Source organism: Serratia sp. BNK-23 (genome assembly GCF_047456145.1).
GTDB lineage: Bacteria > Pseudomonadota > Gammaproteobacteria > Enterobacterales > Enterobacteriaceae > Serratia > Serratia nematodiphila.
Window position 1 is genome coordinate 4,255,779 of the sequence record NZ_CP179900.1, and the last position, 24,952, is coordinate 4,280,730.

General features: G+C 60.0%; 21 protein-coding genes. 3 read left to right on the forward strand and 18 right to left on the reverse strand.

The genetic code is table 11. From position 1 onward, the window contains the following. Positions 1 to 129 precede the first annotated feature (129 nt). The 3 genes from folA to ACMGF9_RS20270 all read right to left on the reverse strand — a co-directional run bounded on the left by folA (position 130) and on the right by ACMGF9_RS20270 (position 2,017). Positions 130 to 612: a type 3 dihydrofolate reductase gene (gene folA, locus ACMGF9_RS20260; protein ID WP_016929122.1), complete on the reverse strand. Its 483-nt coding sequence runs from the start codon at positions 610 to 612 to the stop codon at positions 130 to 132. Positions 613 to 755: 143 nt separating this feature from the next. Further along, on the reverse strand, positions 756 to 1,220 hold the full coding sequence (locus ACMGF9_RS20265; RefSeq protein WP_015376621.1) for a threonine/serine exporter: 465 nt from the start codon (positions 1,218 to 1,220) through the stop codon (positions 756 to 758). After that, entirely contained in the window at positions 1,217 to 2,017 is an 801-nt protein-coding gene (locus tag ACMGF9_RS20270; protein ID WP_015376620.1) for a threonine/serine ThrE exporter family protein, read from the reverse strand. Before ACMGF9_RS20270 ends, ACMGF9_RS20265 begins: the two co-directional genes overlap by 4 nt. 128 nt (positions 2,018 to 2,145) lie before the next feature. On the opposite strand from ACMGF9_RS20270, the gene ACMGF9_RS20275 reads away from it, so the two are divergent. Then, positions 2,146 to 2,760 (forward strand): LysE family translocator, encoded by a 615-nt coding sequence (locus ACMGF9_RS20275; protein ID WP_015376619.1) that lies wholly within the window; start codon positions 2,146 to 2,148, stop codon positions 2,758 to 2,760. 35 nt (positions 2,761 to 2,795) lie between these two features. Here ACMGF9_RS20275 and kefC read toward each other — a convergent pair whose 3' ends face one another. The 8 genes from kefC to pvcA all read right to left on the reverse strand — a co-directional run bounded on the left by kefC (position 2,796) and on the right by pvcA (position 14,528). Next, positions 2,796 to 4,649, reverse strand: coding sequence for a glutathione-regulated potassium-efflux system protein KefC (gene kefC / locus ACMGF9_RS20280; RefSeq protein WP_033651689.1), 1,854 nt, complete (start codon positions 4,647 to 4,649; stop codon positions 2,796 to 2,798). Beyond that, positions 4,642 to 5,199 carry a glutathione-regulated potassium-efflux system oxidoreductase KefF gene (kefF, locus tag ACMGF9_RS20285; RefSeq protein ID WP_160125732.1) on the reverse strand — a complete coding sequence of 186 codons (558 nt, stop codon included), beginning with the start codon at positions 5,197 to 5,199 and terminating at the stop codon, positions 4,642 to 4,644. The genes kefC and kefF overlap by 8 nt, the downstream gene beginning before the upstream one ends. A gap of 171 nt (positions 5,200 to 5,370) precedes the next feature. Further along, positions 5,371 to 8,595 (reverse strand): carbamoyl-phosphate synthase large subunit, encoded by a 3,225-nt coding sequence (gene carB / locus ACMGF9_RS20290; RefSeq protein ID WP_414160384.1) that lies wholly within the window; start codon positions 8,593 to 8,595, stop codon positions 5,371 to 5,373. 16 nt (positions 8,596 to 8,611) lie between these two features. Continuing rightward, a complete protein-coding gene (carA, locus tag ACMGF9_RS20295) occupies positions 8,612 to 9,760 on the reverse strand; it encodes a glutamine-hydrolyzing carbamoyl-phosphate synthase small subunit (RefSeq protein WP_004932920.1) in 1,149 nt (382 codons plus the stop codon). Positions 9,761 to 10,230: 470 nt separating this feature from the next. Then, a complete protein-coding gene (gene dapB / locus ACMGF9_RS20300) occupies positions 10,231 to 11,052 on the reverse strand; it encodes a 4-hydroxy-tetrahydrodipicolinate reductase (RefSeq protein ID WP_021505361.1) in 822 nt (273 codons plus the stop codon). A 263-nt stretch (positions 11,053 to 11,315) separates the two neighbouring features. Beyond that, entirely contained in the window at positions 11,316 to 12,575 is a 1,260-nt protein-coding gene (locus ACMGF9_RS20305; protein WP_160125757.1) for a glycosyltransferase, read from the reverse strand. A 25-nt stretch (positions 12,576 to 12,600) separates the two neighbouring features. Next, the gene (locus ACMGF9_RS20310) at positions 12,601 to 13,464 is read right to left on the reverse strand and encodes a TauD/TfdA dioxygenase family protein (RefSeq protein WP_004932933.1); all 864 of its coding nucleotides are present in this window, start codon (positions 13,462 to 13,464) and stop codon (positions 12,601 to 12,603) included. Between the two features lie 95 nt (positions 13,465 to 13,559). Further along, positions 13,560 to 14,528, reverse strand: a complete 969-nt coding sequence (gene pvcA / locus ACMGF9_RS20315; protein WP_004932937.1) for an L-tyrosine isonitrile synthase — start codon at positions 14,526 to 14,528, stop codon at positions 13,560 to 13,562. 212 nt (positions 14,529 to 14,740) lie between these two features. Between pvcA and ACMGF9_RS20320 the strand changes: the two genes are divergently transcribed. Beyond that, positions 14,741 to 15,646 carry a LysR family transcriptional regulator gene (locus tag ACMGF9_RS20320; protein ID WP_021505363.1) on the forward strand — a complete coding sequence of 302 codons (906 nt, stop codon included), beginning with the start codon at positions 14,741 to 14,743 and terminating at the stop codon, positions 15,644 to 15,646. A 271-nt stretch (positions 15,647 to 15,917) separates the two neighbouring features. Here the strand turns inward: ACMGF9_RS20320 and ispH are convergent, their stop codons facing one another. The 5 genes from ispH to ribF all read right to left on the reverse strand — a co-directional run bounded on the left by ispH (position 15,918) and on the right by ribF (position 21,758). Then, complete coding sequence (ispH, locus tag ACMGF9_RS20325; RefSeq protein ID WP_004932946.1) at positions 15,918 to 16,871, reverse strand: 4-hydroxy-3-methylbut-2-enyl diphosphate reductase; 954 nt, start codon at positions 16,869 to 16,871, stop codon at positions 15,918 to 15,920. Then, positions 16,852 to 17,322 carry an FKBP-type peptidyl-prolyl cis-trans isomerase gene (gene fkpB / locus ACMGF9_RS20330; protein WP_004932949.1) on the reverse strand — a complete coding sequence of 157 codons (471 nt, stop codon included), beginning with the start codon at positions 17,320 to 17,322 and terminating at the stop codon, positions 16,852 to 16,854. Before fkpB ends, ispH begins: the two co-directional genes overlap by 20 nt. A gap of 1 nt (position 17,323) precedes the next feature. Next, a complete protein-coding gene (lspA, locus tag ACMGF9_RS20335; protein ID WP_004932951.1) occupies positions 17,324 to 17,833 on the reverse strand; it encodes a signal peptidase II in 510 nt (169 codons plus the stop codon). A 13-nt stretch (positions 17,834 to 17,846) separates the two neighbouring features. Further along, positions 17,847 to 20,663: an isoleucine--tRNA ligase gene (ileS, locus tag ACMGF9_RS20340; protein ID WP_015376613.1), complete on the reverse strand. Its 2,817-nt coding sequence runs from the start codon at positions 20,661 to 20,663 to the stop codon at positions 17,847 to 17,849. 156 nt (positions 20,664 to 20,819) lie between these two features. Beyond that, positions 20,820 to 21,758: a bifunctional riboflavin kinase/FAD synthetase gene (gene ribF, locus ACMGF9_RS20345; RefSeq protein WP_060558553.1), complete on the reverse strand. Its 939-nt coding sequence runs from the start codon at positions 21,756 to 21,758 to the stop codon at positions 20,820 to 20,822. Positions 21,759 to 22,148: 390 nt separating this feature from the next. Between ribF and rpsT the strand changes: the two genes are divergently transcribed. After that, positions 22,149 to 22,412, forward strand: coding sequence for a 30S ribosomal protein S20 (rpsT, locus tag ACMGF9_RS20350; RefSeq protein ID WP_004932960.1), 264 nt, complete (start codon positions 22,149 to 22,151; stop codon positions 22,410 to 22,412). Positions 22,413 to 22,483: 71 nt separating this feature from the next. On the opposite strand, the gene nhaR is transcribed toward rpsT, so the two are convergent. Together nhaR and nhaA are read right to left on the reverse strand one after the other, a co-directional pair. Next, the gene (gene nhaR / locus ACMGF9_RS20355) at positions 22,484 to 23,383 is read right to left on the reverse strand and encodes a transcriptional activator NhaR (RefSeq protein ID WP_025159627.1); all 900 of its coding nucleotides are present in this window, start codon (positions 23,381 to 23,383) and stop codon (positions 22,484 to 22,486) included. A gap of 192 nt (positions 23,384 to 23,575) precedes the next feature. Beyond that, complete coding sequence (gene nhaA, locus ACMGF9_RS20360) at positions 23,576 to 24,742, reverse strand: Na+/H+ antiporter NhaA (protein WP_021505367.1); 1,167 nt, start codon at positions 24,740 to 24,742, stop codon at positions 23,576 to 23,578. Between the last annotated feature and the right edge of the window lie 210 nt (positions 24,743 to 24,952).

A 24,952-nucleotide genomic window follows, 5' to 3' on the forward strand; every position in this document is an offset into this window, starting at 1 on the left:
GCCGTGGCGCTCGGAGTTGGGCTTCATACTAATCAGGTAATGTGACGGAAAGGTTACGAATGACCGGCGTAAAAAGACCGGGGGCGCAATTGCTTGCGCCCCCGGGGATAACTGGCTAACGCGCTGAGATCAGCGGCGCTGCAGGATTTCGAAACAGTAGCTGTGCGAGTTCAGATTGTCGGCGTCGTGGAACTCGCTGAACGTGGTTTCCCACTCGTCCGGCTCGTAATCCGGGAAGTGGGTATCGCCGCCGACTTCGGCGTCGATGTGCGTCAGGTACAGACGGTCGGCGCGCGGCAGCAACTGGGTATAGATGCGCCCACCGCCGATCACCATCACTTCCTCCACGTCGCCCGCGGCGGCCAGCGCCTCATCCAGCGAGGTTACCCAGGTCACCCCGGCTTCGCTGCCCGGGCGGCTGCTCAAAACGATATTGTGGCGGCCCGGCAGCGGGCGGCCGATGGACTCGAAGGTCTTGCGGCCCATAATAACCGGCTTATTCAACGTGTTGCGTTTAAACCACGCAAGGTCCGCCGGCAGGTGCCACGGCATGGCGTTTTCCATGCCAATAACGCGATCCGCCGCCAAGGCAGCGATCAGGCTGATAATCATTGTTTAACCCTGTGTAGGCAGCAAAATTGGTGACACTATACGTAAAGGCCTGAGTGCCGTCGATAGGCTAATCAAGCAAGATGAATATATAAGATAGCTCTTATCAGCATATCTAATAACCAACGTTCTTCCGCCGGGAAATTTCACACGCCGGGGCGTTTGCGGTACAGCCACAGGCCCGGTAACGACAGGCCGATCGACAAGGCACCGACGATAAAACTGGCCTTGAGGAAGTTAGTGATCATGGTCTCCATCAAGGCCTCGCTGTAGCCCAGATGCGAGATCTCCACCACAGTTATCATCGCGGTATAGGCGGAAATGCCGGGGAACATCGGGATCACCGCCGCCACGGTGAACACCTTCGGGTGCGCCAGCAGCCAGCGCGACCAGTAAATGCCGATGATGCCGATCAGGATCGCCGCCAGCAGCGAGGCCCACTCGATGTTCATGCCGGCATGCATCATCAGCATGCGCGAACCGCGCCCGATAGCCCCGAGCAATGCGCAATAGCGCAGCGCACGCAGCGGCACGTTAAACACCATGGCGAAGCCCAGCGCCGGCACCGCCGCCAACAGCATCTCCTGCAACAAGGCCCACAGCAGATTCATGACCACCCCCGCAGATCCCACAGCGACATCGCCATCACTACCCCGATACAGGTCGCCAGCGTCAGCAGGCTGGCCATCGCCCAGCGCGCCAGCCCGGTATTCACATGCCCCTTGAACATGTCGGCCACCGCGTTGATCAGCGGGAAGCCCGGCACCAGCAGCAGCACGCTGGCGGCCATCGCCACGCTCGAGGTGTCTTTAAACGCCGGCAGGCGCAGCAGCAGTCCGGAGATCGACGTCGCGACAAATGCCGTCAGGCAGAAATTGATCAGCGGATTCATCTGGCGGGCGGTGAGGATTTGGCGTACCAACATCGCCGTGCCGCTGGCGATAAAGGTCACCAGGAAGGCGTCGCCGCCACCGCCGTTGAGCATGCTGAAGCACCCGCAGGACAGCCCCACCATCAATACCACCAGCCAGCGCGGGTAGCGCAGCGGCCGGATCCTTTCAAAGCGGCGCGCCACGTCGTGCGCATCCGCCAGGCGATGCTCGGCGAGGATCACGATATGCTGCACTTCGGTCACCACCTGCATATTGATGCCGCGATCGACGTTCTTACGGGTGGTGGTCAGACAGGCACCATGGCTAAGAGTGGTCAATACCACCGCATTGGCGGAGATCGAGCTTTCCACGCTGTCCATGCCCAGCGCCAGTCCCAGGCGAGTTGATAACTGTTCCACCACCGTGCTCTCGGCGCCGTGCTGCAACAGCAGCAACGCGCATTGAATGCACAGTCGGGTGATTTCACGCTGTTGCCGGTGCGGTTCCGGCCTGTCTGTGGCGGTAGTCTGCTGCATGGTGCTCCGTCGCGGGCGGTAGATGAATTATTATCATAGAGCCTAACAATACCTCATTGGGTTGATGCGCATCAGAGGAAGCGGCGTTATTATCGCCAGATTGCTGCCTTTTGCGCGAGACGTCTCCCATGCTTGAAACTTCGTTGTTCGTCGCCGGCATTGCCGCCCTCGGCATGCTCTCCCCCGGCCCGGATTTTTTCCTGGTGATCAAAAACGCCGCCCGCTACCCGCGGCTGGCCGCCATGATGACCGCCTTCGGCGTGATCTGTGGCGTCGCCACCCACATGTCCTACTGCGTCGCCGGGCTGGCGGTGGTGATCACCACCACGCCGTGGCTGTTCAACCTGCTGAAATACGCCGGGGCGGTCTATCTGGTGTGGATCGGCATCCAGGCGCTGCTGTCGCGCGGCGGCGGCAAAATGAACGTCAGCAATCTGCCGCAGCAGCAGGTCAGCCTGAAGAGCGCCTTTGCGCAAGGCTACCTGTGCAACCTGCTGAATCCGAAAGCCACCCTGTTCTTCCTGGCGGTCTTCACCCAGGTGCTGCAGATCGATTCCGGTCTGGGTGACAAGCTGTGGTACGCGGGGATTATTCTCGGCCTGTCGGTCATCTGGTGGCCGCTGCTGGTATTTTTGATCCAGAGCGGGCCGGTGCGCCGCGGGCTGGAAAAGACGCAGAAGATCGTCGACAAATTGCTGGGCGGCATGTTGATCGCCTTAGGCATCAAGGTCGCGCTGAGCTAAGCAAAAAAAGGGGCGCCATCACGGCGCCCCTCCCCTTATCCTTTGGCTTCCACCACTTCATCCTCCGGCGCCTTGCCGTCGATACTGCCGCGCCAGCCGGTCTGCTGCACCCGCGCCAGCCGATTCTGATCCTGCTCGATGGCCGCGCTGAGCATCTCCTTGGCCCGCTGCAGGCTGGCGATACGGAATTCAGTATCCTGGTAATTATCCAGCGTATCTTCCAGCATCTTCAGGTTATAGCGACGGAACGTGTCCGCTTTCTCGCGCGCCTCATAGGCGTCCAGCCCCAGCAACTCCAGCGTTTCACGGCCGACGCGCAGCGAGCTTTCGAAGGTTTCGCGCTCCGGTTTTTCCACCCCCAGCTGCCGCAGCTGATACCAATGATCGACGTCGCGCGCCCGCGCCACCACCTTAAGATGCGGGAAGTGCTGCCTGGCCAGCTCGGTTAACGCCAGGCTGTCTTCCACGTCGTCGATGGCGTTGATCAGCACCTTGGCGTGAGCGGCGCCGGCGGCCTCCAGCAGATCGGCGCGCGTGGCGTCGCCGTAGAACACCTTGGTATCGAATTTGCGCAGCGTTTCGATATGGTCCGGATCGTGATCCAGTACCACGGTGTGCACGCCGTTGGCCAATAACAAACGACCGGCGATCTGGCCGAAACGGCCGAAGCCGGCGATGATCACGCTGGCATTCTCGTCATCAATGACGTCAGCCGGGCGATCCTCTTTCGGCGCATTTTTCTCCAGCTGCGCGGCGATCACCAACAGCAGCGGGGTGGCCGCCATCGACAGCGCCACCGCCAGCGTCAGCGACTTGGCCCACTCAACCGGCAAGACGCCGGCCAGCTGTGCGGCGCTGAAAATCACGAAGGCGAACTCACTGCCCTGCCCCAGCAGAATGGCGAACAGGCCGCGCTGGCGCTTCGGCACGCCGAGCAGCGGCCCAATCAGCCACAGCAACGCCGCCTTGATCAGCATAAAGCCCAGCAGCAGCGAGGCGATCAGCAACGGATGATGGAACAGCGTGCCGAAGTCGATCGACATGCCGACGCCGATGAAAAACAGCCCCAGCAGCAATCCCTTGAACGGCTGAATATCGCTCTCCAGCGCGTGGCGGTATTCCGAGCTCGCCAGCAGCACCCCGGCGAGGAACGCCCCCATCGCCATCGATAACCCGGCCATCTCCAGCAGGATGCCAAAGCCGAACACCAGGAACAGCGCCACGGCGCTGAACACTTCGCGCATGCCCGAACGGGCGACGAAGTGCAGCAGCGGGCGGGTGACGTAGCGGCCAAGCAGCACCACCATCGTCAACGCGCCCACCACCTTGGCCGCCGACAGTACGAAAGCGCCCAGCGTGGTGGTGGCGCCGCTGCTGGCCAGCAGCGGGATCATCGCCACCAGCGGGATCGCCGCGATATCCTGGAACAGCAGCACCGCAAACGCGCTGCGGCCGATCGGCGACGGCGTCAGATTGCGTTCGCTCATCGCCTGCATGGCGATGGCGGTGGATGAGAGCGCCAGCGTCAGGCCAATCAGCAGCGCCACCTTCCAGTTGAGGCCGAGGAAGTAGCAGAAGGCGCTCAGCGCCAGGCCGCAGCCCACCATCTGAATGCTGCCGCCGCCGAACACCGAGGCGCGCAGCGTCCACAGCCGTTTGGGATCCAGCTCCAGGCCGATGATAAACAGCATCAGCACCACGCCGATCTCGGCGAAGGTCAGGATAGACTCGGCATCCGACACCAGCTTCAGCCCCCAGGGACCGATAATGCAGCCGGCGATCAGGTAACCGAGCACCGAACCCAGCCCCAGGCGCACCGCAATCGGCACGAACAGCGCGGCGGAACCGAGATAGATCAGCCCCTCGATCATCATGTGGTGATTATCCATGGCTGGCCTCCCGGGTTTCCGCTTCGGCATGTTCCATCAGGTAGTCGACCAACCGCTGGCGGTAGGCTTCGCCGGCGGCGATCAGCGCCGGTTCGTTGCAGGTAAAGGTGTTGTGCACGGCGAAGTACGGCTGCCAGTTCATGCCGCAATAGATCGCCGTGGCCTGCAGCGGCTGCGCCAGCGCGGCGAAGTTGGGGAAGTCGCCCAGCTCGAAGTGGTGCTCGTCACCGCCGCTGGTCACCGCCCACAGGCAGTCTTTACCCACCAGCGCATTGCCGTCGTGGCCGTAGGCCCAGCCGTGCTCCAGCACTTTGTCGATCCACAGCTTCAACAACGGCGGGAAGCTGTACCACTGCATCGGATGTTGCAGCACCACCAGGTCGGCGCGCTCCACCGCCCGCTGCTCGGCGTTGATGTCGATATTGAAATCGGGGTACAGCTCATACAGCGAGCGCACCTCCACCTCGGGGAGATCCTTCACCGCCTGCAGCAGGCGGTGATTGGCATGCGAATGCCGGGGATACGGGTGAGCATAAATTATGAGAATCATTGTTATCGTCGTTCCTTCGTTCCTTGCCAATACACCAAGCATATACCAATCACACAGAGTGACAGTTTGCCCACTGATTGATAGCGGAAATTTTTAACGCCAGCCGACAAATTCGCTGAATAAAAAAGGGCGCTGCATCTGCAGCGCCCCTTACGTTGCGTTATCGCGCGGTTACTTGCCGATGCGCGCGTGCATTTCCTGCACCGACGTCACCTGCTCGGTCGGATCCGCTTTCAGCGCCATCGCGGTGGCGAAGCCGCCGTTCAGCGTGGTGTCGTAGTGCACCTTGTACTGCAGTGCGCTGCGGCGAATCAGCTTGGAGTCCTCAATCGCCTGACGGCCTGCCGTGGTGTTGACGATGTAAGTGTACTCGCCGTTCTTGATACGGTCCTGAATGTGCGGACGCCCTTCGTGCACCTTGTTGACCAGGCGCGGGTTGATGCCCGCTTCGCCCAGCACCACCGCGGTGCCGTGGGTGGCGTCCAGCTCGAAGCCCTGCTTCAGCAGGCTGGCGGCCAAATCGACCACGCGGGCTTTATCGCCTTCGCGCACCGACAGCAGCGCGCGGCCCTGCTTCTTCATGCCCGAGTTGCTGCCCAGCATCGCTTTGGAGAAGGCTTCCGCGAAGGTGCGGCCCACGCCCATCACTTCCCCGGTAGAGCGCATTTCCGGCCCCAGAATCGGGTCGACGCCCGGGAATTTGTTGAACGGCAGCACCACTTCTTTCACCGAATAGTACGGCGGGATGATCTCTTCGGTCACGCGCTGCTCGGCCAGCGTTTTGCCCGCCATCACGCGCGCGGCCACTTTGGCCAGCGGCACGCCGGTCGCTTTGGAGACGAACGGCACGGTGCGCGCGGCGCGCGGGTTGACTTCAATCAGGTAGACTTCGTTGTCTTTCACCGCGAACTGCACGTTCATCAGGCCGCGCACCTGCAGCTCGAACGCCAGTTTTTCCACCTGACGACGCATCACGTCCTGAATTTCCTGGCTCAGGGTGTACGCCGGCAGCGAACACGCGGAGTCGCCGGAGTGCACGCCCGCCTGCTCGATGTGCTCCATGATGCCGCCAATCAGCACGCGCTCGCCGTCGCAGATGGCATCGACGTCCACTTCCACCGCATCGTCCAGGAAGCGATCCAGCAGCACCGGCGCATCGTTGGACACGCTGACCGCGGTCTGGAAGTAGCGGCGCAGGTCGGTTTCGTCGTAAACGATTTCCATCGCCCGGCCGCCCAGCACGTAGGAAGGACGCACCACCAGCGGATAGCCGATGGCCGCCGCCTTCTCCACCGCCTGTTCGATGGCGGTGACGGTGGCGTTGGCCGGTTGCTTCAGGCCCAGACGGTTGACCGCCTGCTGGAAGCGCTCGCGGTCTTCGGCGCGGTCGATGGCGTCCGGACTGGTGCCGATAACCGGCACGCCTGCGGCTTCCAGCTCGCGTGCCAGCTTCAGCGGAGTCTGGCCGCCATACTGCACGATTACGCCCTTCGGCTTCTCTATGCGCACGATTTCCAGCACGTCTTCCAGCGTTACCGGCTCAAAGTACAGGCGGTCTGAGGTGTCGTAGTCGGTGGAGACGGTTTCCGGGTTACAGTTGACCATGATGGTCTCGTAGCCGTCTTCACGCAGCGCCAGCGAAGCGTGCACGCAGCAGTAGTCAAACTCGATGCCCTGGCCGATACGGTTCGGCCCGCCGCCCAGCACCATCACTTTCGGCCGGTCGTTGGTCGGATTGGACTCGCACTCTTCTTCATAAGTGGAGTACATGTAGGCGGTGTCGGTGGCGAATTCCGCCGCGCAGGTATCCACGCGCTTGTAGACCGGATGCAGGCCGTAGCTGTGGCGCAGCTTGCGAATTTCGCTCTCGGCGACGCCGGCCAGCTTGGCCAGACGCGCATCGGCGAAGCCTTTGCGCTTCAGGGTGCGCAGGAACTCTTGGTTCAGGCCGTTGATGCCCGCGTCGGCCACCTGCTCTTCCAGGCGCACCAGCTCTTCAATCTGCACCAGGAACCAGCGGTCGACGTTGGTCAGGTTGAACACGCCGTCGACCGACAGACCGGCGCGGAAGGCGTCGGCGATGTACCAGATGCGGTCGGAACCGGCGTCTTTCAGCTCGCGGCGGATTTTGGTCAGCGCTTCCGGATCGTCCAGGCTCACTTTCGGGTCGAAACCGGTGGCGCCCACTTCCAGACCGCGCAGCGCTTTCTGCAGCGACTCCTGCTGGGTGCGGCCGATGGCCATCACTTCACCGACCGACTTCATCTGGGTAGTCAGGCGATCGTTGGCGCCGGCGAACTTCTCGAAGTTGAAGCGCGGGATCTTGGTCACGACGTAGTCGATGGACGGCTCGAACGACGCCGGGGTGCGGCCGCCGGTGATGTCGTTCATCAGCTCATCGAGGGTGTAGCCCACCGCCAGCTTGGCGGCAATCTTGGCGATCGGGAAGCCGGTGGCTTTCGACGCCAGCGCCGAAGAGCGCGACACGCGCGGATTCATTTCGATAACGATCAGGCGGCCGGTTTTCGGGTTGACCGAGAACTGCACGTTGGAGCCGCCGGTTTCGACGCCGATCTCACGCAGCACCGCCATCGAGGCGTTGCGCATGATTTGGTATTCCTTGTCGGTCAGGGTCTGGGCCGGCGCGACGGTGATCGAGTCGCCGGTGTGGATGCCCATGGCGTCGAAGTTTTCGATGGAGCAGACGATGATGCAGTTGTCGTTCTTATCACGCACCACTTCCATCTCGTACTCTTTCCAACCGATCAGCGATTCGTCGATCAGCAGCTCGTTGGTCGGCGACAGATCCAGACCGCGTTCGCAGATCTCTTCGAACTCTTCGCGGTTGTAGGCGATGCCGCCGCCGGTGCCGCCCATGGTAAAGGAAGGACGGATGATGCACGGGAAGCCGACGTCAGCGGCCACCGCCAGCGCTTCTTCCATGGTGTGCGCGATGCCGGAACGCGCGGTATCCAGACCGATTTTCTTCATCGCCACGTCGAAACGGCGACGGTCTTCGGCCTTGTCAATCGCATCGGCGGTGGCGCCGATCATGGTAACGCCGAACTCGGCCAGCACGCCCTGACGCTCCAGTTCCAGCGCGCAGTTCAGCGCCGTCTGGCCGCCCATGGTCGGCAGCACCGCATCCGGGCGCTCTTTTTCGATGATCTTGCGCACCACTTCCCAGTGGATCGGCTCAATGTAGGTCGCATCGGCCATTTCCGGGTCGGTCATGATGGTCGCCGGGTTGGAGTTGACCAGAATGACGCGGTAACCCTCCTCGCGCAGCGCTTTACACGCCTGGGCACCCGAGTAGTCGAACTCACACGCCTGGCCGATAACGATCGGGCCAGCGCCGAGGATCAGGATGCTTTTTATGTCTGTACGTTTTGGCATTTTTTACTGCTCCTGATTATTTGGCGTTAGAACGGTAAGTCTCAATCAGTTCGATAAAGTGATCGAACAGCGGCGCGGCGTCGTGCGGGCCTGGGCTGGCTTCCGGGTGGCCCTGGAAGCTGAACGCCGCTTTGTCGGTGCGGTGAATGCCCTGCACCGTGTGGTCGAACAGCGATTTGTGCGTCACACGCAGGTTCGCCGGCAGATTGTTCTCATCTACCGCAAAGCCGTGGTTCTGCGCGGTGATCATCACGGTGTTGTTGTCCAGATCCTTCACCGGGTGGTTGCCGCCGTGGTGGCCGAGCTTCATCTTCATGGTTTTCGCCCCGCTGGCCAGCGCCAGCAGCTGGTGGCCCAGGCAGATGCCAAACACCGGAATGTCGGTTTCCAGGAACTGTTTGATGGCGGTGATGGCGTAGTCGCACGGCTCCGGATCGCCCGGGCCGTTGGACAGGAAGATGCCGTCCGGATTCATTTTCAGCACCTCGTCGGCCGGGGTCTGCGCCGGCACCACGGTCAGGCGGCAGCCGCGATCCACCAGCATGCGCAGGATGTTGCGCTTGGCGCCGTAGTCGTAAGCCACCACGTGGAACGGCAGTTCCGCGGCGGTTTTGGCTTCGGGCAGGTCGCCTTCAAGCGTCCAGCTGCCTTGCTGCCAGCTGTAGGCCTCTTGGGTGGTGACCTCTTTCGCCAGATCCATGCCCTTCAACCCCGGGAAACCTTGCGCCTTGGCCAGGGCCAGCGCGGCGTCCGGCGAATCGGCGGCGATGATGCAGCCGTTCTGGGCGCCCTTCTCGCGCAGCAGGCGGGTCAATTTGCGGGTATCGATATCGGCGATCGCCACGATGTTGTGACGCTTGAGGTAGTCGGACAGGCTTTCTTCGTTGCGGTAGTTGCTGGCGATCAGCGGGAGGTCGCGAATGACGAGGCCTTGGGCGTGTACTGCGGAGGATTCTTCGTCGGAAGCATTGGTGCCGACATTGCCGATATGAGGATAAGTAAGAGTAACGATCTGGCGGGAATAGGAAGGATCAGTGAGGATTTCTTGATAACCGGTCATCGACGTATTGAAGACCACTTCCCCCACTGCCGTTCCCTCTGCCCCGATGGCCCGACCGTGGAATTGGGTTCCGTCTTCCAGAACCAATAGCGCTGACTTTATCAAAACACCCTCCAAGGAATAATCAATCACAATATTTGCATATTAATTCAGATATCGCGATCTAAATCAATGCAAAAACCGTCCGCGAGGCCAATTTTTGGCAAATTGGGCGCATTTTAATGATGAGTGCCTGGCTTGTCTACCCAAACTGCCGTTTTTTGTTTTATTTTTGCAGTTCTCGGCGCTCATGCGGCTTGAGCGGCGATAAAAACACAGAAAACCGGGGCTGGAAAACGGTTGCGGGGAAGAATGACGGAAAATAGCGCCGGAATGGGACAAAAAAGACGCTGAAAAAGCCGAGGGTGGAAAAAAAGGAGATGATTAGCAAAGTAAACACAGACAAATAACAGCTTTGGCAATGAAATAAAATCAACATGATATTTATCATGTTAAAAAAAAGGACAATAAAATTATTGCCCGATTATCATAGCATTATGATCAATACAACCACATCACGATGGTATGCAAATCAATTATAACTGGTCCAAATTCAACACGTCTCGCATATCAAATAAACCTTTATCCCGGTTATGCAGCCAGGCAGCCGCGCGCACCGCACCGCTGGCAAAAGTCATGCGGCTGGAAGCCTTATGGGTAATTTCCACCCGTTCACCGATGTCGGCGAACATCGCGGTATGCTCGCCGACGATGTCGCCGGCGCGAATGGTGGCAAAGCCGATGCTCTTCGGATCGCGCTCGCCGGTATGGCCTTCGCGCGCATAGACCGCACAGCTTTTCAGATCGCGCCCCAGCGCGCCGGCGATCGCTTCGCCCATCGCCAACGCCGTGCCCGACGGCGCATCCACTTTGTGGCGGTGGTGCGCCTCGACGATTTCGATATCGGTATAGTCGCCCATCACCTGCGCGGCCTTCTCCAGCAGTTTCAGCACCAGGTTGACGCCGACGCTGAAGTTGGCGGCGAACACGATGCCGATATGCTGCGCTGCAGCGCGGATCGCCTGCTTGCCCGCGTCATCGAAGCCGGTGGTGCCAATCACCATCGCCTTGTGGTGCGCCACGCAAAAATCCAGGTAGTTCCGCGTGCTTTCCGGGCGGGTGAAGTCGATCAAAATGTCGAACTCGCTCGCCACTTTCTCCAGGCTGTCGCTTACCTTGACGCCCAGCGCGCCAATGCCCGCCAACTCGCCGGCATCGACGCCGATCAGGCTTGAACCCGGGCGCGACAACGCCGCGCCCAACACCACGCCTTCCGCCTGCTGCACCGCCTGGATCAACTGACGGCCCATCCGGCCGCCGGCGCCCGCAATCGCAATGCGGATTTGTGAATCACTCATGCTTGCTCTCTTCTTGATTTGACGCCTATCCCATTAGGCTATCGATTCAGGGTAACTGCCCCGCTGCAGCGCCGCCAGAGGATTCATTTCATAATTAGAAAATTATGATATTCCCCCGTTTTCATCAGCGGCGCTGTCGTGAGATTAACATTCAACCGATTTGGCGGCCTGCGACGATTGTACATAATCATGCAGTTTCCATGGCAAAAAAATGCAGAAAAAAGGCGCCGAAAACGGCGCCTGAGGAACGGAGTGCGGCGATGTCAGGCGGTAATGGCGGCCACTTCGTTGGCGATCGCCGTCAGCGCATCGTGGCGGGCATAGTCCTCACGCACCAGCGCCGCGCGCTGGCGATAGATCGGCTGCTGCAGAATGCGCGTCGCCGCCGCCAGGATCTGTTCAGGGCTTGGCGTGCTGGTGTGCAGGCTGATGCCGCAGCCGGCGGCGACCACGCGCGCGGCCGCCTCCAGTTTGTCTTCGCCGGTGCCGGCGACGATCAGCGGCACGCCGCTGTTCAGCGCATAGTTGATCGAGCCGTAACCGCCGTTGGTGATCAGCAGCGCCGTCTCCGGCAACCAGCGTTCGAAGGAGATAAACTCCCGCACTCTGGCATTGGCCGGCAGCGCGTCCATCAGTCCTTCCGTCGCCCGCCCGCCGGTGGTGGCCAACACCCGCACCGGCAGATGCGCCAGCGCCTGCAGCGTCGGCACGATCAGCTGATGCAAATCGACATTGGCCAACGTGCCCTGAGACACGATCACCAGCGGCCGGCGGTCGTCCGCCTCCCACAGCGTCTCTTCCGACGCCGGCTGGCCGCCGCTGCGCAGCGGGCCGACGAAGCGCACGCCGCTCGGCAGATCGTCGCGCTCATATTCCAGCGCCGTGGTAGCCAGCTGCAGGAAACGCTCGCAGCCGCCGATCAGCGCGTCGGTGAACGGGCGATCCAGCGCCCGCCCGCCCGCCTGCACCAGCGCCGCATCGAAGCTCTGCTGTACTTCATCGAGCAGCACGCGCGTTTCTTCATCCACCAACTGCTCACGGGTCAACGCCTGCGGCAGCAGCGCCGGCGGGATGCGCGGGCCATAAAAAATAGCATCGCGCGAAGAATACGACAGCGGCGTAACGCCGATACCGAAGACCGGCGGCCGTTCGGCAGACTGCAGCAGCGGCAGCACGCCGTAGAAGCAGTTCTCCACCATCAGCAGATCGGTGTCTTCGGCAGCGATAGTCGCACGCAGTTGCCGATCCAGCAGCGGGATCGGCGCGGCGAAGAAATCTTTCAGCGCCAGCGCCATCTGTGCATTGCCCGGCGGCAGGGCGGCGCGCTCGGGGAAGTGCTGCTCCAGGTGGCGGTAATCGAAATCCACCTGCGCGTCGAACGGCACGAAGCTCGCGCCCGCCGCCTCGGCGCGTTCGCGGAACAGCGCGCCGGTCATCACCCGCACCTGATGCCCTTGGGCAATCAGGTGGCGAGCGATAGCTAACATCGGGTAGACGTGCCCCGGAGTGGCGACCGCCGCCATCAGTATCCTTGCCATAATGCTCCTTTTAAGCTTCTGCGTTGGCCGGCTTCAGCGCCAGATTGGCGCACACCGGATTGCTTTGAATATGCACGCGCTGCAAATGACGCGCGGAACGGGCGGTAAAGCCCTCGCGGCCGTGCAACAGCGAGAAGTTGTCCGCCACCACCACGTCGCCCTGTTGCCATTGGTGGGCATAATAGTGACGCGGATCGTACAGATGCTGCTGCAGAGTGTGGTGGAACTGTTCCTGCTGTTGTTCCGGCACGCCGTGATATTCCAGCGCATGTTGATTGAGGAATTTTTTCCCCTCCGTCGGCGGTTCATTGTAGCGCATGATCAAGCCCCTGCCGTTCGGGTGCTGCACCACCAGCGGCGAACAGACTTCACCGCCGTAGTGCACCACCTGCTTGATGCGGTAGGTGATCGAGACCGACAGCCACTGCTCCAGCAACGCTTCGTCCGCATTGGCCAGCAAGCGCGTGGTGTCGACGAAGGTGGTGCATCCGCCTTCGTCCGGCGACGGCGCCGCCACGCAGTGGAATAACTGGAACTCGGGGATGGTCGGCTTATACATGCCATCCCAATGCAGCGGGACGTAGCTGCTGTCGAAAATATGATCCTTGGCGTCCGGATGTTCCTTCACGTCCAGCACCGCGCCAAACGGCCACATCATGATCTCGCCCCACTGCTCGGCGTAGCGCGTCAAAACCTCCCCATCGCTAAAACCGGAGTCGAATCCGCGCAGCACCAGCAAGTGATGCTCCTGCGCCAGCGCCCGCAGCGCTGCCACCGGCAGTTCGCCGATCTTTTGCCCCGGATGCTGCGGCGTCAGGATCGCGCCGAACGGGGTATTCGGTTGAATATGGCAATTAAGCGGTTGGTTATTCATCGGTGATTCTCCTTGCATCGAATGTGCTGCTCACACGGCAACGTGCCGTCAAAACGCGTCCGCCAGGATTTCGGGCGCAAAAGCCTGCAGCGGCCTCAGGCCATCTGCGGTTGTTCGATCAGGTAATGGCTCGGCGTGCCGCGGATCTCCACCAATTCGCCGTCCAGGCTCTGCGCATCTTTACGCTTCATCAGCACGAACTGGCCGTTCACGTTGGCTGCCACGCCATGCCACGGCGTCAGCCAGTCGTCTTTGGTCGGCATCATGTGGATGCCTATCTTCAGGCTGTCGGCCGGCTGCGGGTGAATCGACAGGCGGATCGCCGCCGGGAAATGCTGGGCCAGCAGGTTGCCCCAGGCCCAGCTGCGCTGGATAACGCCGCAGGCGCGCCGTTTGGCGTCTTTTTGCAGCGCGGCGTTGGAACCGCTGTAGCCCGGCAGGAGGCTGTCTTCATACAAGAAGCGCGTGATGGCGCGATACAGCATTAATCCCTGCTCGTCCTGCATCAGCTGGCGCTTGATCGCCTCTTCCGATTCGGCATAACCGTCCACCAACAGCCGGCGCAGCAGATCGTAGTCATCGGTATGCTCCGCCAGGCCTTTGACATCGCCGAGGTTGAACACGCTCAGGTGGGTTGCGCCCACTTCATGCAGCAGGCTTTCAATCTCGCGTTGATAATGGTTGATCGCTTCGTCGCTGACGCGGATCAGATCGCCGAACACGTGGCCGTCGGAACAGATAACGATATGCGCGCCCGGCGGGTAATAGAGTTGAATACGCTGGCACAGCGAGTTGAGGAAGATCAGCGACAGCCGCTCCGCCATGTCCGGCACCGCGCCTATCACCTTATTGGCGTTGGGTGACTTGGTCGGAAAAGCCGGCAGCACGAATTCGATGCGCTGGTCGTTTTCAATGAATGCCCGAATGCGCGGCAATTGCACCTGAGTGACCTGCCGCTCTTCTTCAGCCAGAGAAGCATCGTCGGCGATGAGGCGACGTCGATATTGCAATAATTCACGTAGGATTTTTAATGCTATTTCTTCTTTTTTCTGTGCGCTATCCACAATGAGCTCCTGTTGCGATGTGGCGCGGGTGTATTATTGGCAAGCGCAATAAGATTTATCAAAAAGAGATAAAACGCATGCAAAATAATAATCAGCCCGTCGTTTATATGCTTCAGGCAATATAGGAAAGATGGTGCTATATTATTAGCCCGTATAAATCACAATCTAGGTTAAGTTGTGCTTAACAAACTATGAGCAATATTTTAAAACGCATGGCCATTTTCTCAAAAGTGGTCGATTGTGGCGCATTCAGCATGGCGGCAAAAGAATTGGGCATGACGACATCGGCCGTCAGCCAGCATATTCGCCAGCTGGAGGAACATCTGGGCATTCAATTACTGTTGCGATCGACGCGCTCATTGAGCCTGACCGAAGCCGGATTGTGCTTTTATGAAGATTGTCTGCTGATGATCCACGCCGCCGAGCGCGGGCAACAGCGGATCGCCGCGCTGCGCGGTGAGCTGGTCGGTGAACTGCGCGTCGCCACCTCGACCGAATTCGCCACCCATTATCTGGTGCCGGCGCTGCAGAGCTTCCTCGACGAACACCCGCGCATCACGCTGCGGTTGGAAATCCACGATGAGAGAATAGACCTCATCGCGCAACGCATCGATCTGGCAATACGCGGCGGCGCGCTGGCTGACTCCAGCTACGTCTCAACGCGGCTGGCGCGCTGCCGCGAAGTGCTGTGCGCGTCCCCGGCCTATCTGGCACACCACGGGGTGCCGGATTCGCCTCAGGCGCTGACCCATCATCATTGGGTCACCTTTACGCCGCTCGGCAATCCGCAGTTTGTTCGCCTGATCCATCGCGACGGCGGCGAGCACCGCATGCGCATGACCGGGCGACTGTTCACCAACAGCGGCATGGCGATGAAGGAGCTGGCGCTGACCGGCAAAGGCATCATTCGCAATTTCTTCGCCAACGTTGAACGAGAGTTGCGCAGCGGCGAGCTGATTGAAATATTGCCCGACTGGCGATTACCGGAAATTAATTGCTATGCCATTATGCCGAGACGGGAGATCCAGCCATTAAAAGTCCGGCGATTGCTGGAGCATATGAAGCTCTATTTAAAGGAGAAAGGATTAAACGACCTAGAACAGATTCGACAAGAATAAAATAAGAAACATCTGCAAGACTACTATTGTAATTATTGTAATCACGTTGACGACACCAGGCCCTATTTAGATTGCAGCCTAATGATATTCTATTTAATGACTTCATTCAGCCTATATAATTAATGACGCCACCGCTATTTCAAATACTCAGAATAAATTTGACTTTAGTTAGCAGAAAATTTGAATATACTCAGCATTTTATTTTCAATGCCGTTGGCATTCCAAAAAAAACGGGAAGCCTAAGCTCCCCGTTGTCATTCACTCACGCACCTCAGTCAATCTGACGGACGTCCACGCGCAGCTCTTTCGGCACTTCGAACACGATGTTCTCTTCACGCCCGCTGATTTCATGCACGTCCAGGCCGCCCAGCGCTTTCAGGCGGGAGATCACCTCCTGCACCAGCACATCCGGTGCCGAGGCGCCGGCGGTAACGCCAATATTGCGCGCTTCGCTCAGCCAGCTTTCCTGAATATCCGCCGCCGAATCGATCAGATAAGCCGGTTTTCCAACGCGCTGCGCCAGTTCCGCCAGACGGTTAGAGTTGGAGGAGTTCTTCGACCCCACCACCAGCACCACGTCCGCATCGCCGGCCAGGTTGCGCACCGCTTCCTGACGGTTGGTGGTGGCGTAGCAAATGTCATCCTTGCGCGGACCGATAATGCTCGGGAAGCGTTGACGTAGCGCGTCGATCACGTCCGAGGTATCATCCACCGACAGCGTGGTCTGCGTCATGAAGCACAGGTTGTTTTCGTCTTTCACCTGCAGCTTCCACACGTCATCCGGCGACTCGACCAGGTACATGCCGCCCTGCGGATTGCTGTACTGGCCCATGGTGCCTTCCACCTCCGGGTGCCCGGCGTGACCGATCAGAATCGCTTCGGTGCCGCGGCGGCTGGCGCGCGCCACTTCCATATGCACCTTGGTCACCAGCGGACAGGTGGCGTCGAACAGCATGGTCAGATCGCGCGCCTTGGCTTCGGCGCGCACGGCTTGAGACACGCCGTGCGCCGAAAAGATCAGGATAGAGCCGTCCGGCACTTCGGCGATCTCTTCGATAAACACCGCGCCGCGCTCACGCAGGCTGTCGACCACGTAGCGGTTGTGCACCACTTCATGTCGCACGTAGATCGGCGCGCCATACAGCTCCAGCGCGCGTTCCACGATGCTGATCGCACGATCAACCCCGGCGCAGAAGCCGCGCGGGTTAGCCAGCAATATTTGCATGCGTCTCCTCCTGCTGCGGATCGATCTCCAGCACTTCGATGTCGAAGGTCACCGGATGACCCGCCAGCGGATGGTTGAAATCGACGGTGATCGAATCTTCCGCCACTGCGCGCACCACGCCCGGCATTTCACTGCCGTCGATGGCGGTAAACAGCATGATGGTGCCCACGTCCGGCACGCCGGTTTCCGCGAAGTCGCGGCGCGAGAAGAACTGGACCAGATCCGGGTTCTCCGCGCCGAACGCCGCTTCCGGCTGCAGGGTAAAGGCGCACTTGTCGCCCGCGCGCAGGCCGAGCAGTTGCTCTTCCAGCGGCGCCGACAGGCTGCCGTCACCCAGGCGGAACAGCGCCGGTTTGCCGCTGCTGCGGGTGGATTCGGCGGTCGAACCGTCTTCCAGTTTCAGCGTGAAGTGAACCAGCACCGCGCTGTCACTGATAACCTGAGCCGTCATATTACTCACCTTTACTCTTTGCGCCTTTGCTCGCCGGCGACAGGAAACCTTCCAGCACGATCATCGCCGCACCCACGCAGATAAAGCTGTCCGCCAGATTAAAGGTCGGGTAGTGCCAATCACCGACGTAGAAGTCGATGAAGTCGACCACGAAACCGTGCCACAGGCGATCGAACAGGTTGCCCAACGCCCCGCCGATAATAAAGGCGTAGGCGATGTTGTTCAGCTTCTGCTGCGCGGTGCTGCGGTACATCATCACCAGCAGCACCGCGACGATGGCGATGGCGATGCCGGCAAAGAACCAGCGCTGCCAGCCGCCATGGTCGGCCAGGAAGCTGAACGCGGCGCCGTAGTTGCGCGCGTAAAACAGGTTGAACGACGGGATCAACGGCTGGGACTGGCCCAGCGTAAAGTTAGCGAGGATCCACTGTTTGCTTCCGAAATCCAGCGCCAGCACCGCCACCACAACCCACAGCCAACGCAGGCCGGTCGAACAAATTGGTTTACTCATCAGGCGCAAGTTCTCAGGCAAAGTTACGCTTCTCGCCGTCACCGGCGACGTTGCTCACACAGCGGCCGCAGATGTCTGCATGCTCCGCCACCAGGCCGATATCGGTGGTGTAATGCCAGCAGCGCGGGCACTTCTCACCTGGCGCTGTGCTGAAGGCGATCTTCAGCCCTTTCAACAGCTCGGAGGCCTGCGCATCGGCCGGCGCATCCGCCAATGGCGCAACGCTTGCCGCAGAGGTCAGCAGCACAAAGCGCAGCTCATCCTGCAGGCTGTTCAGACGCGCCGCCAACTCGCTGTCGGCATACAGCGTCACCGCCGCTTCCAGCGAACCGCCGAGGCGTTTGTCCGCACGCGCCTGCTCCAGCACCTTGTTCACTTCGCCGCGCACTTTCAGCAGCTCAGCCCAGAAAGCGTCGTTCATCGGCTCGCCTTCCGCCAGCCCGAACAGGCCGTCGTACCACTCTTCGGTGAACACGTACTGCGCGCGTTTGCCCGGCATGAAGCCCCAGATCTCATCTGCGGTGAACGACATGATCGGCGCCATCCAGCGCACCAGCGCTTCCACGATGTGATACAGCGCGGTCTGGCAGCTGCGGCGAGCGACGCTGTCGCTCTTGGCGGTGTACTGACGATCCTTGATGATATCCAGGTAGAAGGAGCCCATCTCGACCGAGCAGAACTGCATCAGGCGCTGCACCACTTCGTGGAAATCGTAGTTGGCGTAAGCCTGCTCGATATCCTGCTGCGCCGCCAGCGCGCGGCCGACCGCCCAGCGATCCAGCACCACCATGTCTTCCGGCGCCACGCAATCGGTGCTCGGCTCGAACCCGTTCAGGTTGGCCAGCAGGAAGCGCGCGGTGTTGCGGATGCGGCGGTAAGAGTCGGCGGAACGCTTGAGGATCTCGTCGGACACCGCGATCTCGCCGGTGTAGTCGGTCGACGCCACCCACAGACGCAGAATGTCGCCGCCCAGCTTGTTCATCACGTCCTGCGGGCTGACGGTGTTGCCGATCGACTTGGACATCTTGCGGCCCTGGCCGTCGACGGTGAAGCCGTGGGTCAGCACTTCCTTGTACGGCGCCTTGCCCTTCATCGCGGTGGAGATCATCAGCGATGACATGAACCAGCCGCGGTGTTGGTCGGAGCCTTCCAGATACATGTCGGCGCCGTGGCCGTTGAATTCAGGACGCACGTCGACAACCGAGGCGTGGGTGGAACCGGAATCGAACCACACGTCCAGCGTATCCGGCACTTTCACGTAGTCGGCGGCTTCCGCGCCGAGGATGTCGGCCGCGTCCAGATCCCACCAGGCCTGAATGCCGTCTTGCTCGACGCGTTTGGCCACTTCTTCCATCAGCTCAACGCTGCGCGGGTGCAGCTGTTCGGTCTCTTTATGCACGAACAGCGACATCGGCACGCCCCAGGTGCGCTGACGCGAGATGCACCAGTCCGGGCGGTTGGCCACCATCATTTCGATGCGCGCCTGGCCCCAATCCGGGATCCACTGCACGCCCTTGATCTCTTCCAGCGACTGCTGACGCAGGCCTTTCTGATCCATGCTGATGAACCATTGCGGCGTGGCGCGGAAGATGATCGGCGTCTTGTGGCGCCAGCAGCACGGATAGCTGTGCAGGAACTTCTCGACGTGCAGCAGCGCGCCTTTGTCACGCAGCAGATCGACGATCAGATCGTTGGCCTTGAAGACGAACTTGCCGTCCAGCAGTGGATAGGTCCCGGTCAGGTAGCAGCCGTTCGGCCCTACCGGGTTGGCCACTTCCAGGCCGTATTTCTGGCCGATCACGAAGTCGTCCGGGCCGTGGCCCGGCGCGGTATGCACCGCACCGGTACCGGCGTCCAGCGTCACGTGCTCGCCGAGGATCGCCGGCACGTCGAAGTCCATGAACGGGTGTTTGAAGCGCAGCAGCTCCAGATCGGCACCTTTGCAGCTGCCCAGCACTGTCCACTCGGTGATGCCGGCGCGTTTCATCACGCTTTCCACCAGTTCGGCCGCCAGGATCAGGCACTGGCCGTCAACCTGCACCAGCTGATAGGTGAAGTCCGGGTGCAGCGAGATCGCGCGGTTGGCCGGCAAGGTCCACGGCGTGGTGGTCCAGATAACCAGCGAGATGGCGCCGTTGAAGTGGCTCACGCCGAACTTGGCCGCCACGGCAGCCGCGTCGGCCGCATGGAAGCTCACGTCGATCGACGGCGAAGTCTTGTCGTAGTACTCCACTTCCGCTTCCGCCAGCGACGAGCCGCAGTCGGTGCACCAGTGAACCGGCTTGGCGCCTTTCAGCAGGTGGCCGTTGCTGATGATCTTGCCCAGCGCGCGGATGATGTTGGCTTCGGTTTTGAAGTCCATCGTCAGGTACGGACGATCCCAGTCGCCCAACACGCCCAGACGGATGAAGTCCTTCTTCTGGCCTTCAACCTGCTCGGCCGCGTACTCGCGGCACTTCTGGCGGAACTCGGCCGCCGTCAGCTTCTCGCCCGGCTTGCCGTACAGTTGCTCAACCTTCAGTTCGATCGGCAGGCCGTGGCAGTCCCAACCCGGCACATAAGGCGAGTCGAAGCCGGCCATCCCTTTCGACTTGATGATAATGTCTTTGAGAATCTTGTTAACCGAGTGACCAATGTGAATGCTGCCGTTCGCATACGGAGGGCCGTCATGCAAAATGAAGGTTTTTTTGCCCTTTTTGGCAGTACGAATAATCCCGTACAGATCCTGTTCATACCAACGTTGCAGCATGCCAGGTTCGCGCTTGGCGAGATCGCCGCGCATCGGGAACCCTGTTTCCGGCAAGTTCAGGGTATTCTTGTAGTCACTCATGAGATTCTCGTTTCCGTTTTCGGCTATTTACCCGTCACACTTCAAGCTGCATCTTTGTCGGCCGCCCTTTCTCACCCGAATCACTTGCCTATGCAAGCTCATCGGGGTTCGCGCGGTTGCCGCCGCGATGCAACTCGAATTGTTTAGGGTAAACGATTAAACCAGTGTTTTTAACCCGAAGAACTTCCGGGCCGTCACCACATCATTGGCGATTTGCTGCTTAAGGGCATCGAGCGAAGCAAACCGCTGTTCATTGCGCAATTTTGCGCGGAGCACCACCTCAATATGGCGCCCGTAAAGATCCATTGTGACATCCAGCAGATGCACTTCCAGCTGCTGGCGCACGCCGGCGACGGTCGGGCGCGTGCCGATATTGGCCACGCCCGGCAGCGGCTTCGGCCCCAGGCCGTACACTTCCACCGCATACACTCCTTTCACCGGTGCCACCAGACGCTTGAGCGGCAAATTGGCAGTCGGGAAGCCGATGGTGCGCCCCAGCTCGTCGCCGTGCACCACGCGCCCGGAAATGCTGTACGGGTGGCCCAGCAGGGTCTCCGCCAGCGGCAGATCGTCCTCGCTCAGCGCGGTGCGGATCGCGGTGCTGCTGATGCGCCGCTCGCCTTCGCGGAAGGTCGGGGTGCTGACCACCTCGAAGCCGTACTCTTTTCCGGCCTGCTGCAATAGCGGAAAATCGCCCTGACGCCCGGCGCCAAAGCGAAAATCATCCCCCACCATCAGGAATTTGACGCCCAGTTTTTCCACCAGCAGCTCGGCGACGAACGCCTGCGCGGTGTTGGCGGCGAAACGCGGATCGAACTTGACGCACAGCAGGTAATCGACGCCCGCCTGCGCCAGATAGTTGGCCTTGTCGCGCAGGCGCGTCAAGCGGGCCGGCGCTTTGTCTGCGGCGAACATCTCCAGCGGCTGCGGCTCAAAGATCATGACCATCACCGGCAGCCCGAGGCGTTGCCCTTGTTGCTTCAACTGCTCCAGCAGCGCCTGATGACCGCGGTGTACGCCGTCAAAGTTGCCGATGGTGAGCACGCAACCATGGTGGCGCGCCCGGATATTGTGAATGCCGCGAATTAGCTCCATAGCTGGCTCAAAACAGTGGAAATCGGCGGATTATACCTTGTACAGCCGGTAAGGTTAACCCGCGATTGGTGCCTTTATGTAATAGACATACCATACCGGAGATAATCTGTGCGTGAAACGGCTTCGCCGCAGTTTATCCGGCGCTGCCGGGGCGATTATCGACCGCGGCCAACGGCTTGCGCCCGCCGCGGCAAATCATTGGCGAATTTTCTCGCGAAACACTGTATTCCCAAGAGCGAAGCTGGTAAAATCCTGCGCCATCACAACGTAGCGAGTGCCGCCTGTACAAACGGCGCTTATTTGCACAAATCCATTGACAAACGAAGGCTAAAAGGGCATATTCCTCGGCCTTTGAATTGTCCTCAATAGAATATATTTGGGAGTTGGACCTTGGCTAATATCAAATCAGCTAAGAAACGCGCCGTACAGTCTGAGAAACGCCGCAAGCATAACGCAAGCCGTCGCTCAATGGTGCGTACCTTCATCAAGAAGGTAGACGCAGCTATCGCAGCTGGCGACAAAGAAGCAGCACAAAATGCATTCCTGGTAATGCAGCCTCTGGTGGACCGTCAGGCAGCTAAAGGCCTGATCCACAAAAACAAAGCAGCGCGTCATAAGTCAAACCTGACTGCACGCATCAACGCAATGCAATAAGCATTTCGTTATCTGCTTGATAAAAAAACCGGCTCAGGCCGGTTTTTTTACGTCCTGCGTTCAGTGAACCGCTAGCAGGAAAACAGCGCCGAGAAGTCTTTGTTGCAGACGCGCTGCACCGCCGGATGCTGGATCATGCGCTCGGCGAAGATGATGTAATACTCCTCCTGCACGCTGTCGATGCGCCCAATCTCCACCACGTTGTCATCGTTGTAGGTATCCTGCGCATACAGCGTCGGCGCCACGAAGATCGCATTGTGGTACATGCCGAAGGCCTTCATCAGCGCCGCATCGTCGAACTCGCCCAGAATTTCCACCTGAATGCCCTGCGTATTGAACCAGTTGAGCAGCTTGCGCCCCAACATCGAACGACGGCCGGGGATCAGCAGCTTGCGCTGCTCCAGACAGGCCGGAAACGGCAGCTCCGGCGCCGGCTGGCGACAGAAAAAGCTGATGCCGCACTCGCCCAGCTTCAGCGAGAACAGCCCTTCCTGCTGGCTGGAGTCCACCGGGCAATCCGACAGGATCATATCCAGCTTGTGCTGGCTGAGCTGCTCCAGCAGCATCTCGTGCGTCGATTCAAAGCAACGCAGGTGGATCTGCTCGTTGTCCACCACCACCGCCGCTTCCAATACCTGGCTGACCAGCCGCTTCGACAGCGCGTCCGCCACGCCGACGTCGAACAACAGGTTGGACTCTTTGCGGTAGTTGACGATATCCAGCATTTCCTGGCTGAGCATGAACATCTTGTCGGCATAGCGGAACACCAGCTGCCCCAGCTCCGAAGGCACCAACCCGCGCCCCTGGCGTTTGAACAGCTTGCCGTCCAACCGCTCTTCCAGCGCTTTGATCTGGCCGGTGATGGTCTGCGGCGTCAGAAACAACGCTTCGGCGGCACCGACCACGGAACCGGCCTTGCAGACCTGCCAGAAATAGTAAAGGTGATTAAAGTTGATATGCGACATCCTCACGAGCGGCTCTCCTTAACAACGTTTCGCAGCGGCAAACGGTGTGCCGTGACGAGCGACAAACTTCCTTTCCCTGCTTCAGACAACGTATAGCCCCATTAGTCCCAACGAAGAACGGCCGAAGCTGCACATATTTTATACCGTACAGCTCCGACCAGCCATTTTATTATGTGCCCTTACCGGGCACATTCAGGATTAACGCACGCGCGGCAACGCCAGACGCAGTAATCCATACCCTACCACCGCCGCAGTGGTGGAGCCCAACAGGATCCCCAGGCGGGAATAGGTGCTGAGCGCCGCATCCGCATCGCCGAACGCCAGCGAGGCGATAAAAATCGACATGGTAAAACCAATGCCGCAAAGCACCGAAACGGCAAACACCTGTTTGAAGCCGATACCTTCAGGCAAACGGGCGATGCCCATTTTCACCGCCAGCAGGCTGAAGAGGAAAATCCCCAGCGGCTTGCCGATAAACAGGCCAGCCGCAATCCCGACCGGCAGCAGCGACGTCAATCCCTCCAGCGATACGCCCTGCAAAGAGACCCCGGCGTTGGCGAAAGCGAACAGCGGCAGGATCATGAACGCCACCCAAGGGTGCAGCTCATGCTCCAGCGTTTCCGACGGCGATGGCCCCTTTTTGACGTTCAACGGGATCATAAAGCCGACAATCACCCCGGCCAGCGTCGCATGCACCCCGGACTTGAGGATCGCCACCCACAGCACCAGGCCGACCATCATGTACAGCGAGGTCTTGCCCACGCCGCGCCAGTTCATCACCGCCAGCAGCGCCGTCGCCGCCGCCGCCACGCCCAGCGCCACCATCGACACTTCGTGGGTGTAGAACAGCGCGATGATGATGATCACGCCCAGGTCATCGATGATCGCCAGCGCCAACAGGAACACTTTCAGGCTGGTTGGCACGCGGTTGCCCAGCAGCGCCATGACGCCCAGCGCAAAGGCGATGTCGGTCGCGGCCGGGATCGCCCAACCCTGGCGGGTAACTTCATCCGCGCCGTTGAACAGCAGGTAAATCAGCGCCGGCGCCAACATGCCGCCCAGCGCGGCGATCGCCGGAAACACCGCTTTGTCGCGCCCGGACAGCGAGCCTTGCATCAGCTCGCGCTTGACCTCCAGCCCCACCACCAGGAAGAAGATGGCCATCAGGCCGTCGTTTATCCACAGCAGCAGCGGTTTAGCGATCTCCAGCGAAGCTACCTTCACCATCACCGGCAGGTTAAGGAATGCCTGATAGATCCCCTGCGCCGGGGTGTTGGCCATGATCAGGGCGACGATCGCCGCCGCGATCAGAATGATACCGCCCGCGGCTTCCTGACGTAAAAATTGACGAATGATGTTGGTCACAGTACGTCTCTCCAAATCTGTGCAGGACATAGCGCCCTGCGAACCACAGTCATGAAGTGAGTATAGAGGGCGTTTTAGTTCGAAAAAATAAGTTTATAAATGCTAAATAGCTCGAAAAAACCGATAAAAAGCACGAATAAGTCACATTTACGTTGTGGAATTAGCGGTTTAGCGCGCAAATAAAAACCCCGGGACAGATGCCCGGGGTTC